This is a genomic window from Burkholderia sp. AU45388 (assembly GCF_030481585.1).
Taxonomy (GTDB): Bacteria; Pseudomonadota; Gammaproteobacteria; order Burkholderiales; family Burkholderiaceae; genus Burkholderia; species Burkholderia sola.
In genome coordinates this window covers 123,543-136,046 of sequence record NZ_JAUJPV010000017.1, presented here as the reverse complement: position 1 = coordinate 136,046, position 12,504 = coordinate 123,543, and the positions used below count along the sequence as shown (strand labels likewise).

Sequence of the window (12,504 nt, the reverse complement as noted above, 5' to 3'; positions counted from 1 at the left end):
AATGCGTCAAGTTGTCTATACAACTTGAATGTGAATGAATGATAACAAGCCGGACCTCGTGGCCGGAATCGGGTATTCCAAGAATGGCGGGCGAACGGAACGGGGCGTCGGGCAGTCGCGCGCTGCGGGCGCAGGCCGCTTGAAGCGGGCGGGGCATGCTTCGGGGGATCGTTGAACCGGAGCGCGCCGGTGGCCGAGCCGCGTCGTGCGCGGGTCGGCCTGCCGGCGCGGACATCGGCCGTCAGGCGGGCAGGCGGATCACGCTCGCATCCTTGCGGATCAGCAGCGACGACGCGAGCATCTGCTTGCACTGGTGCGCGAGCACCTTCAGATCGTGCGTGAGCTCGGCGCCGACCGCGTCGGATTTTTCCGCGGACACGACCATCGCGTCGAGATCGCGCGTGATCTGCTTCGACGCTTCGAGCTGGTCGGCGGGCGGCGGTTCGCCGGCCTCGGCCTTTTCGAGATTGTCGAGCACGGCGGCGAGGCCGCGCTGCAGCGCGTCGTCGTGGACGAGGCTGCCATCGGCCGCGCATGCGCTGCGGATCAGCGGCGCGGCAGCGGTGATCTGCGCGCCGAGCACGTGCGTCTGCACGAGCAGGTCGTTCAGTTCGGGCACGAAGCGCTGATGTGCCTTCGGCTCGATCATCATCCGCTGGAACGCCTGCCCGAGGTTCGCGAACGCGATGTGCACGTCCTTGCGGGCGAGGCGGTAGCGGTAGTCGTCGTCGAGGCTGGCGGCCGGCGACTCGATCGCGGCCGCGACGCCCGCGACGACGGCGGCGCCGTCGGCGGCCGGCACCGGCGGCGGCGACATGCCGCGCCCGGCGCGCCACACGGCCTCGAAATACTTGCGGGTGGAGGTCAGCATGTCGGTGACGAGCTTGCCCATCAGCCGGTATTCCCAGTACGGGAACAGCCGGCTCGCGGCGATCGCGATCATGCAGCCGACCACCGTGTCGATCGCGCGCTCGCCGATGATCCGCATGCTGCCCGGCGCGAGCAGGTGGAACATCAGCAGCACGTACGAAGACGTGAAGACTACGCTCGCCGCATAGTTGAACAGCAGCAGGCTGTAGCTCATCACCATCGAGCCGAACATGATCGCGATCAGCAGGTGCGTATCCTTGACCGTGTAGATCAGCGCGACGCTCGCCGCGCAGCCGATCAGCGTGCCGACGATACGCGCCGCGTTGCGCTGCTTGGTCAGCGAATAGCCGGGCTTCAGGATGATGATGGTGGTCATCACGATCCAGTATGCGTTCGTGAGCGGCAGCAGCCGGCCGATCCAGAACCCGACCGCGACGGCGATCGTCACGCGCAGCGCATGGCGAAAGCTCGGCGAGCGCATGTTCAGGTTCGAGAAGATCAGCAGCGGCGACATGCGGCGACGCTGCAGGAAGCGCGTGAGCGCCTTGTCGATCTTCAGTTCGGTTTGCTGCGGATCGGCGCGGCCCGACAGGTTGCGGCGCATCCGGTCGATCAGGCGTGTCGCGCTCCAGATGCGCCGGAACGTCGCGAGCACGGCCGCATAGGCTTCCGCGTGGGTGGCCGCGAAGTTCTTCTTGCGCATCAGCTCGATCTCGTACTCGATCGCGCGCAGCTCGGCCTTCACGCTGATGTGCGAATGCGGCGCGCGATTTTCGAGCACCGCGAGGCCGACCTCCTCGAGATCGGCGGCGGCCTTGCGGATCAGGTCGCGATAGAAAATGATCAGGTCCGAGCCGCCGAACGTGTTGCGCACGAGCGGATAATCGGTGTGCGCGCCGACGAACAGCTCGTGCAGGTCGACGCTGTTGATGAACAGGTTGTACATCGCCGTGCGGCCGGGATCGAGCTTGCCGCGCCGCAGCTTCGGCAGGTTGCGCAGCACGATGTCGCGCGCGGTTTCCTGCGTTTCGACCGCGGTGATCTGCCGCGCGACGAGATTGCGGTAGCACTCGTCGAGATCGGCGTCGAGATCGTAGAACTGCGCGCGCGCGAGCAGGTAGTCGGCGCAGGCGAACAGGCTTTCGGCCAGCGCCTGCTGCTCGATCCGGCGCGCCTGCCATTGCGACACGAGCGTGGCCCAGTACGTGTACCAGAGGCCGCCCGCGAGAATCCAGCCGGCGTTGACGAACGCCTGCAGCGGCGTGAACTTCTCCTCGAGCGTCATCACCATCATGAACAGCGTCGCGAAGCTGATCTGTGGCCAGCGGTTGCCGTAGACGACGATCAGCGACAGCACGAACGTGAGCGGCACGATCGTGAGCCACAGCGCGAAGATGTTCGGTGTCGCGAGGCCGGTCGCGAGCGCGGCGAGGAAGCCGATCACGCTGCACGCGAGCATTTCGTTGTGCTTGTACTTGAGCGGGCCCGGCATGTCGACCACGCACGCGCCGAGCGCGCCCGTCGAGATCGTGAAGCCGAGGTCCCGGTTGTGAAACACGATCAGGCACAACACGGCCGGCAGCGACACGCCGACCGCGATCCGCAGGCCGCCGAAAAAGTACTGGCTGTAGAAAAACTTTCTGATTTCGACCGAATAGCGCATCGATGAGCTGAATGACAGACGAAGACGCCGGGGCGGCGTATTGACTGGCGACGAGTCTATCGTATTTCGCGTTCCGCAAAACCTGGCTTTCCGGCCGAGGTTCGCGGCGGCGGCCCATTTGCTATCCTTGGTGATCCTGTTCGCCCGGCCCCGCCGGTGCAAGGTTCCGACGCCCGCTTCATGCTCCATCTCTTCTATTCGAACCGTCACGAAACGCTGGCCGACGCGCTGCTCGAGGATCTGGCCGCGTTCCCGGCCCGCAGCGGCCCGTGGGCGCCGCAACAGGTCATCGTGCCGAGCGCGGCGCTGCGCCGCCGCCTCGAGCTCGACATCGCCGCGCGCAATGGCGTATGCGCGAACGTCGAGTTCACCTATCTCGCGCAATGGTTGTGGGCGCAGATCGGCCGCGTGATGGAGGTCCCCAAGCGTTCGCCGTTCGCGCCCGACCGCCTCGTGTGGCGCTGCTACCGGCTGTTCGCGCAGGCGGCAGGCGACGCGCCGTGGCTCGCGTCGCCGCGGCTCGCCGCGTATCTGTCGGCCTCCGACGACGCGATGCGCTACGAACTGGCCCATCGCGTCGCGGCCGTGCTCGATCACTACCTGACCTATCGCCCCGAATGGCTGGCCGCGTGGCAGGCCGGCGAATCGGTGCTCGCGGGCGACGGCGCACCGCGCGGGATCGGCGACGCCGCGCGCGACGACGAACGCTGGCAGGCCGCGCTGTGGCGCGCGCTGCTCGCCGAGCTGAGCGACAGCGGCACGCCGCCGGCGCACCGCTTCCTCGTCGAGGCGCGCCATCTCGATGCCGATGCGCTCGCACGCGCCGACTGGCCCGAATCGGTCAGCGTGTTCGCGCTGCCGACGATGCCGCCGCTGCACGTCGCGCTGTTGCGCGAACTGTCGCGCTGGATCGACGTGCGCGTCTACGCGCTGAACCCGTGCCGCGAATTCTGGTTCGACATCGTGACCGCCGCGCACGCCGAGGCGCTCGATGCGGCCGGGCGGCGCGACTATCAGGAAGTCGGCCATCCGTTGCTCGCCGAATGGGGCAGGCAGACGCAGGCGCAATTGCACATGCTGCACGAACTGACGGAAAGCGCCGCGTCGGGCGATGCGTCGCGTTTCGTCGAGAATCCCGCGCCCACCTGGCTCGCGCGCGTGCAGAACGCGATCCTCGACCTGCAGCCGGAAGCCGAACTCGGCGACACGCCGGTCGAGCGCGGAATCGAGGTGCATGTGTGCCACAGCCTCGCGCGCCAGCTCGAGGTGCTGCACGACCGGCTGCTCGCGTGGTTCGATGCCGATGCGAGCCTGCAGCCGTCCGACGTGCTCGTCGCGGTGGCCGATCTCGCCGCGGCCGGGCCGCTGATCGACGCGGTGTTCGGCACGGCCGGCGCCGGCGGCGCGCGCGTGCCTTACCGGATCACCGGCCTGCCGCCGTCGCAGGCGAACCCGGTCGCGCGCGTGCTGCTCGACTGGCTCGCGTTGCCGGAGCGGCAGGTCGGCGCGCCGGAGCTGGTCGAATGGCTGCGCGTGGACGCGGTGGCCGCGCGCTACGACATCGACGCGGCCGCGCTCGAAACGGTGCAGACCTGGCTCGCGGCCGCCGGCGCGCGGCGCGGTTTGTCGCCGCTCGCGAGCGACGACGCGGCCGTGCCCGCGCCGCGCCATACGTTCTCCGATGCGCTCGCGCGGCTCTTTCTCGGCTATGCGATGCCCGAAGGCGCGGCTCCGATCGGCGCGTGGCTACCGATCGAGGCGGCCACCGGCAGCGAGGCCGAACTGCTCGGCCGGCTCGCGCGCTTCACCGACGATCTCGACGGCTTCGCGCGGCGGCTCGCGGAGTCGCACACGCCGCGCGGCTGGAGCGAACTGTTTGCCGACACGCTCGCGCGCTTCTTCGATTCGGGCGCCGCGTATGCCGACGCGCTGGCCGGCGTGCGCGACGCGCTCGACGCGATGCTGGCCGCGATGACGGAGGGCGCACCCGACGAGGCGTTGCCGGCGGCCGTCGTCCGCGCGGGGCTCGCGGCGGCGCTCGACGATCCGGCCCGCGGCGGCGTGCCGTGGGGCGGCGTCACGTTCTCGTCGCTGACGAGCTTGCGCGGGCTGCCGTATCGCGTCGTGTGCCTGCTCGGGATGGACGACGGCGTGCTGCCGAGCCTCGCGCGCGCGGACGAATTCGACCTGATGGCCGTGCTGCCGAAGCTGGGCGACCGGCAGCGCCGCGACGACGAGCGCAATCTGTTTCTCGATTTGCTGCTGGCCGCACGCGACCGGTTGCTGATCGCCTATACGGGCCGCAGCATTCGCGACAATGCGCCGTTGCCGCCCGCGGCGCTCGTCGACGAACTGCTCGATCATCTGGCGATCGTCACGGCCGGGCCCGGCGCCGCACCGGACGCGGTCGACGCCGCGCGCCGCGCGTTCATCGTCGAGCATCCGCTGCAACCGTTCGCCGCCGCATATTTCCAGCCGGGCAGCGATCTCGTTTCGTACGACGCCGAGCGGGCGACGCTCGCGGCGCTGCTGGCTGCCGACGCGTCGCGCGACGGGCCGCGCGAGCAGCCGTTCTTCGCGCAGCCGCTGCCGGCCGAGCCGGTCGAGCCCGTCGCATTCAGCGAATTCGAACGCTTCTGGCGGCATCCGGCGCGTGCGTTGCTGCGCGGCCGGCTCGGCATCGTGCTGGCCGACGCGCAAGCCGAACTGCTCGATACCGAGCCGTTCGCGCTGGACTTTGCCGGTAGCGACGCGCTGGCCGAGCGCGTGCTGCCGCTCCTGATCGAAGCCGGCGACGGCGGCGTGCACGATCACGCGTTGCGCATCGCGGACGCGAGCCCCGAGCTGCCCGGCGGCGCGACGGGCGCGGTGTGGCGCGATCAGGCGCTTGGTTCGATGACGCAGCTTGCGTCGAACGTACGCCGAGCGCTCGCCGATGGCATCGAGCGGCGGCCGTTCTCGCTCACCGTCGTGCCGAAGTGGCCCGACACCGAGCAGGCGCTGTTCGGCGCCGACGACGCGATGCTGTCGGCCGACGCGGTGAGCGCGCCGCTCGAGTTGCACGGCACGCTGAACCGGCTGACGCCGGCCGGGCAGGTCATCTATCGCTATGCGCGGCCGAGCGCGCGCGACTATCTGTCCGCGTGGCTCGCCCATCTCGTCTACTGCGCGGTCGAGCCCGGCGGCCCGCACCGCACGCTGTGGTTCGGCAGCGGCGGTGCGTTCGAGCTGACGCCCGTCGCGGCGCCGCTCGAACGGCTCGCGCCGCTGGCCGCGCTGTTTCGCGCGGGGCGGCGCATGCCACTGCGGTTTTTCCCGCGCAGTGCATGGGCGAGGGTATCCGACGGCGAGGCGAAGGCCGCGAGCGTGTGGATCAACGAGCGGGTCGTGAGCGAAGCCGACGATCCGGCTATCGCGATCGCGTGGCGCGGCGCGCATCCGTCGCTCGACGAGCCGTTCGGCACGCTCGCGCGGCTCGTGTTCGAGCCGCTCGTCGAGCATCTGAAGGAGGTCGCATGAGCGCTATGTCGCAGCCGCAGCAGGCGCTCGAACTCGACGTGTTCGCGTGCCCGCTCGACGGCGTCAACCAGATCGAGGCGTCGGCCGGCACCGGCAAGACCTGGAACATCTGCGCGCTGTACGTGCGCCTGCTGCTCGAAAAGGATCTCGGCGCGGACGAAATCCTCGTCGTGACCTTCACGAAAGCGGCGACGGCCGAGCTGCACGAGCGGATTCGCGGCCGGCTCGCGCAGCTTGCGCATGCGCTCGACACGGGCGACGACGGCGGCGATCCGTTCATCGGGCGTCTGCTGGAGACCACGCTCGGCGAAGGCGGCGCGCTCGATCCCGAGACGGCCGTGAAGCGGATCCGCCGCGCGCTGCGCGCGTTCGACCAGGCCGCGATCCATACGATCCACGCGTTCTGCCAGCGCGCGCTGCAGGAAGCGCCGTTCGCGGCGGCGATGCCGTTCGCGTTCGACATGGAGGCCGACGATGCGTCGCTGCGCTTCGAACTCGCGGCGGATTTCTGGCGCACGCGCGTCGAGCCGGCGGCCGCGCGCTGGCCGGGCTTCGCGACCTGGCTCGTCGAATCGGGCGCCGGCCCGGCCGCGCTCGATGCGCAGCTCGCGCGCCGGCTGAAGAAGCCGCTCGCCGCGCTGCGTTGGGACGGCGTGACCGAGCCGGACGAATCGGCCGAAGCGGCGGCGGCCGAATGTTTCGCCGAGGCGGCGCGGATGTGGGCCGCCGAGCGTGACGCGATCGATGCGCTGCTGCGCGCCGCGCAGCCCGCGCTCAATCAGCGCTCCCACAAGCCGGACGCGGTTGCCGATGCGCTCGCCGCGTGGGCCGTGCATTTCGAGCAGGGCGACGCGACGGCCGCACTGCCGAAAGCCGCGTTGAAGCTTACGCAAACCGCGCTGACGAAGGCGACGAAAAAAGGCGGCGCGACGCCCGCACACGCGTTCTTCGAAGTGGCCGACGCGCTCGAAGCGGCGGTGGCCGCGGCCGAGGCCGCGCAGCGCGCGCGCTGGCTCGCGCTGATCGCCGAATGGCTCGACATGGCGCCGGGCGCGCTGGCCGAGCGCAAGCGCACGCGGCGCGTCGTGTCGTTCAACGATCTGCTCGCGAACTTGTATCACGCACTGCACGCGCATCCGTGGCTTGCCGAGACGCTGCGCGCACGTTATCCGGCCGCGTTGATCGACGAGTTCCAGGATACCGATCCGCTGCAGTTCGCGATCTTCGACCGGATCTTCGCGCCGGGCGGCCCGCTGTTCCTCGTCGGCGATCCGAAGCAGGCGATCTACAGTTTCCGCGCGGCCGATCTACACACCTATCTCGCGGCGCGCGCACGGGCGAGCGCGTGCTACACGCTCGCGGTGAACCAGCGCTCGACGCCTGCGATCGTCGATGCGTGCAACCGCTTCTTCATGTCGAATCCGCGCGCATTCGTGCTCGACGGGCTCGACTATTACGCGGTGCGCGCCGGCACGCGCGTGCGTGCGCCGTTCGTCGACGAAACCGATCCGGGTCCGGCCGGCGATTTCCGCGTGTGGGCGCTGCCGGGCGGCGAGGGCACGCTACTCAAGCGCGATGCGCAAGCGCAGGCCGCGCAAGCCTGCGCGGCCGAGATCGCGCGGCTGATGCGCGGCGCGCGTGACGGGCGCGTGCGGTTGGGCGACACGCCGTTGTCGCCGGGCGACATCGCGGTGCTCGTGCAGACGCACCGGCAGGGCAGCCTCGTGAAGCGCGTGCTCGCGACGTGGGGCATCGGCAGCGTCGAACTGGCGCAGGCGTCGGTGTTCTCGACCGGCGACGCCGAGCAGCTCGAACGCGTGCTGGCGGCGATCGACGCGCCGGGCGACCTGCGGCGTCTGCGCGCGGCGCTCGCGTCCGACTGGTTCGGGCTCGATGCCGGCGCGCTGTGGCGCATGGAGCAGGGCGACGGCGATGCGCCACCCGGCGCAGCGGCGGCCGACAGTGCCGATGCGATGAGCTGGGTCGAGCGCTTCTCGCGGTATCGGCTGCTATGGCGCGAACGCGGCTTCGCGGTGATGTGGCGCACGTTCACGCGCGAGCTGCGGATCGCCGAACGGCTGATGGCCGGTGCGGACGGCGAGCGCCGCGTGACCGACATCAACCATCTGGCCGAGTTGACGCAGGCGCGTGCATCCGCGCAGCCGGGCATCGCGCCGACGCTGCGCTGGCTTGCCGCGCAGCGGCTCGACGGCGGCGGCGAGGAAGCGCAGCTGCGGCTCGAGTCCGACCGCAACCTCGTGCAGATCGTCACGGTGCACAAGTCGAAGGGGCTCGAATACGCGATCGTGTTCTGTCCGTTCCTGAACGACGGCGGGCTGCGCGAGCCGCCGTCGTCCGCGCTGCCCGATGCGCGCGAGTATCACGACAACGCGGGCGATGCGGTGCTGCATTACGGATGCGACGACGAAGCGGCCGCGCACGCGGCGCGGCAGGTGTTGCGCGAGCAGGCCGCGGAGCGCGCGCGGCTCGTCTACGTGGCGCTCACGCGCGCGGTCTATCGCTGCTATGTCGTGGCCGGCCCCTACCTGTCGTCGCGCTCGACGCGCGAAGCGCGGCGCAGCGTGCTCAACTGGCTCGTCGCGGGCGCCGGCCATGCGTTCGATGCGTGGCTCGACGAGCCACCCGACGAAGCCGCGCTCGATGCGGCGTGGCGCGCGCTTGCGGGCGGCCCCGTGAGTGTTTCGCCGCTGCCGGTGCCTGCACGCCGCGAGCGTCTCGTGGCCGGCCACGACGCGTCGCAGACGCTCGCGGCGCGCCATGCGACGCGCGTGCTGCGCGATGCGTGGCGGATGGCGAGCTTCAGCTCGCTGACCGCATCGATGGCGCGCGAGGAGGCGGGCGTCGCGGCCGTGCCCGACGACGAACTGCGTCCCGATCACGATGCGCTCGCCGCGGTGACGCCGGACGGCGAACTGATGCTGGCCGATACGGTTGCGGCCGAGCCGCCGGACGACGACATTCTCGCGTTCCCGCGCGGCGCGGCGGCCGGCGAATGCCTGCACCGCCTGTTCGAGCTCAGCCGGTTCACGGCGCCCGAATCGTGGCACGCGGCCGCGCTCGGCGCGCTGCACGACCGGCCGGTGGAGGCCGGGCCGGAGCTTGCGACGCGCCTGCCGGCGATGATGGTGCGGCTCGTCGACGACGTCGTGCATACCGAGCTCGTGCCGGGCATGCGGCTCGCCGATCTCGATCCGGCGAGGCGGCTCGACGAAATGGGCTTCCTGTTCCCGGCGCCGTCGCTCGACCTGATGGCGCTGCGCCGGCTGCTGGTCGCGCACGGCTATCCGGACATTGCACTGGAGGCGGGTACGCTCGCCGGTTTCATCAAGGGTTTCATCGACATGATCGTCGAACACGACGGCCGTTACTGGATCGTCGACTGGAAGTCGAACCATCTCGGCACGACGCCGGATGCCTATGGCCCGCGTGCGCTCGACGTCGCGATGGCCGACCACGCGTATCACCTGCAGGCGCTGCTCTATACGGTCGCGCTGCATCGCTATCTGCGCGGCCGGCTGCCCGATTACGACTACGACACGCACATCGCGGGCTACCTGTACCTGTTCGTGCGCGGGGTGCGGCCCGGCTGGCGCAGCGGCGGCGAGCCGGCCGGCGTGCATGCGCGGCGGCCCGCCCGCGCGCTCGTCGATGCACTCGACCGGATGATGGAAGGGGGCCGCGCATGACCGCGTCCGACGACATGCTCGAATTCACCGGCGGTCTCGTCGCGCGGCTGCCCGAGCCGGCCGATTTCGGCATCGCGCTCGCGGAAGGCTTCGCGCGTCGCATCGGCGACCTCGCGCGGCGCGCGGGTGCGCCGTCCGCGTCGGCGCGCTGGGCGGCGCGCGCCGCATTCGCGACGAGCCGCGCGACCGCCGGCGGCCACGTGTGCGTCGCGTTGGCCGCGCTTGCGCAGCGTTACGAAGCGCCGCTCGACGAGGTGCGCAGCGCGCTCGCCGCGAGCGGCGTGGTCGCGTTCGGCACGCTTGCACGCGGCGACGAGCGGCCGCTGATCATCGACCGGCTCGATCACCTGTACCTGTCGCGCTATTTCGATTACGAACGGCGGCTCGCCGATGCGCTCGTCGCGCAGGCCGGTATCGCCGCGCCGGAGGAAGGCCTGTCGCCCGAGCGCCTGCGCGACAGTCTTGCCCGTTACTTCGGGCCGGCTACCGGCGAAGTGGACTGGCAGCGCGTGGCGGCGATCGTCGCGCTGACGGGCCGCGTGACGATCGTCAGCGGCGGGCCGGGCACGGGCAAGACGACGACCGTCGTCGGCGTGCTGGCGTGTCTGCTCGACGCGCACCCGGGGCTGCGCATCGCGCTGGCCGCACCGACCGGCAAGGCCGCGCAGCGGATGCAGGAGGCGCTGCACGCGCGGGCAGGCGATCTGCCGCCCGAGCTCGCGGCGCGCTTGCCCGATACGTCGTATACGCTGCATCGGCTGCTGGGCGGCGGCGGGGCGGCCGGCTTTCGGCATCATCGCGACAATCCGCTGCCGTACGACCTGATCGTCGTCGACGAGGCGTCGATGATCGACGTCGCGCTCGCCGCGCATCTGCTCGACGCGCTCGCGCCGGGCGCGCGGCTCGTGTTGCTGGGCGACAAGGATCAACTGGCCGCGGTCGAGGCCGGCGCCGTATTCGCGGAGCTGAGCGCGCGGCCGGCGTTCACCGCCGCGGCGCGCACGCGTATCGCGCAGGCGCTGGGTGTCGACGAGGCGGCGTTCGTCGCGGCGTTGCCGGTGCCGGACGAAGCCGCACCGCCGGCAGCGATTCCGGCCGCGCATCCGGTTCCTGCTTCCGCACGGGCTGCGGCGTCGCCATCGGCGTCTGCTCCGGTGTCGCGCAAAGCGGCGCCTCGGCCGAAAGTCGATGCGCGGCAGGCGTCGCTGTTCGACGACGAACCGCAGGACGACGAAGTGTCGCCGGCCGGCATCGACATCGCGTCGCCGCCGCCGCCCAACGAGTCGGGGCCGACCGATGCCGGCGCACCGGGCGGCAATGCGCCCGCCTGGATCGAGGCCGACGAACTCGCATGGCTCGACGCCGTCGAGTTGCCGCCGTTCGACGCAGGCGACGCGGCGCTTGTATCGGCGCCGTCGGCCGTGTCGCCATTGGCCGGCGAAGCCGCTGCCGCCTGCGCCGGCACGCCCGCGCCCGCGCCCGCGCCCGCGCCGCCGCAGGCACCGCTTGCGGACTGTGTCGTGTGGCTCGAACGCAATTACCGTTTCGGTCTCGATTCGCCGATTGGGAGGCTGTCGCTCGCGATCCGCCGCGGCGACGTGCAGGCGGCGCTCGAGGCGCTGCCCGCCGACGACTCGGCGGCCGCGTCGTTTCACGACGATGCGGGCGACACGCTGGCGTCGTCGACGGTCGAGCGGCTCGCACGGCGCTTCGGCGCCTATCTCGACGCATTGCGCGACGCGCTGGCCGCGCCGGCGCCCGATCCGCTGCCGTTGTTCGACGCGCTCAACCGGTTCCGGATCCTGTGCGCGACCCGCAGCGGTTCGCGCGGCGCGGAACACGTCAATGCGCTGGTGGCCGCGCATGTGCGGCATGCGGCGCGCGTGCCGCTCGCGGTCGGCGCGCACTGGTTCACCGGGCGGCCGATCATGGTCACGCGCAACGACTATGCGCTGGGGCTGTTCAACGGCGACATCGGCATTGCGCTGCCCGACGCGCAAGGCGTGCTGCGCGTGTGGTTCCGGCGCGCGGACGGCACCGCGCGTGCGGTGTCGCCGGCTGCGCTGCCGCCGCACGAAACGGCGTTCGCACTGACGGTGCACAAGTCGCAGGGCTCGGAATTCGACGAAGCGGCGCTCGTGCTGCCCGCGTCGTTCGGCCGGGTGCTGACGCGCGAGCTCGTTTATACGGCCGTCACGCGCGCGCGCACGCGCGTGCAGGTGATCGGGCCGCGGCGCGTGCTGGCGCAGGCGGTCGCGACGCGCACGCAGCGCGATTCGGGGCTCGCGGCCCGCGTCGACGAGGCGCTCGCGCGGCGCCGCATGGAGGCTTCGCGATGATGATCCGTTACACGCTCGATCCGGCCGAGGTCGAATGGACGGCCGTGCGCGCGCAGGGCGCGGGCGGGCAGAACGTGAACAAGGTGTCGAGCGCGATTCATCTGCGCTTCGACATTCGCGCGTCGTCGCTGCCGCCGGTCCTCAAGGAGCGGCTTCTCGCGCTGTCCGACCAGCGCATCACGCGCGACGGTATCGTCGTGATCAAGTCGCAGGAATATCGGACGCAGGAGAAGAATCGCGAGGCCGCGCTCGCTCGGCTCGATGCGCTGATCGGCAGCGTCGCGTACACGCCGCGCGCCCGGGTCGCCACGCGGCCGACGCGCGCGTCGAAGGAGCGGCGGCTCGAGCACAAGTCGCGCCGCAGCGTGGTGAAGTCGGGCCGCGGGAAGGTGGTCGACTGATGAAT

The 12,504-nt window shown here is 71.0% G+C and carries 5 protein-coding genes; 4 read left to right on the top strand and 1 reads right to left on the bottom strand.

What is annotated here, in order from left to right; all coding sequences use genetic code 11:
• Positions 1-241 precede the first annotated feature (241 nt).
• Positions 242-2,533 (bottom strand): FUSC family membrane protein, encoded by a 2,292-nt coding sequence (locus QZM72_RS24590; protein ID WP_301739460.1) that lies wholly within the window; start codon positions 2,531-2,533, stop codon positions 242-244.
• 180 nt (positions 2,534-2,713) lie between these two features.
• Between QZM72_RS24590 and recC the strand changes: the two genes are divergently transcribed.
• The 4 genes from recC to arfB are packed head-to-tail and all read left to right on the top strand — an operon-like array spanning position 2,714 to position 12,499.
• A complete protein-coding gene (gene recC, locus QZM72_RS24585; protein ID WP_301739459.1) occupies positions 2,714-6,052 on the top strand; it encodes an exodeoxyribonuclease V subunit gamma in 3,339 nt (1,112 codons plus the stop codon).
• Positions 6,049-9,759 carry an exodeoxyribonuclease V subunit beta gene (gene recB / locus QZM72_RS24580; protein ID WP_301739458.1) on the top strand — a complete coding sequence of 1,237 codons (3,711 nt, stop codon included), beginning with the start codon at positions 6,049-6,051 and terminating at the stop codon, positions 9,757-9,759. The genes recC and recB overlap by 4 nt, the downstream gene beginning before the upstream one ends.
• Positions 9,756-12,098 (top strand): AAA family ATPase, encoded by a 2,343-nt coding sequence (locus tag QZM72_RS24575; RefSeq protein WP_301739457.1) that lies wholly within the window; start codon positions 9,756-9,758, stop codon positions 12,096-12,098. The genes recB and QZM72_RS24575 overlap by 4 nt, the downstream gene beginning before the upstream one ends.
• Positions 12,095-12,499, top strand: a complete 405-nt coding sequence (gene arfB, locus QZM72_RS24570; protein ID WP_089467055.1) for an alternative ribosome rescue aminoacyl-tRNA hydrolase ArfB — start codon at positions 12,095-12,097, stop codon at positions 12,497-12,499. Before QZM72_RS24575 ends, arfB begins: the two co-directional genes overlap by 4 nt.
• The last annotated feature ends 5 nt before the right edge of the window (positions 12,500-12,504 follow it).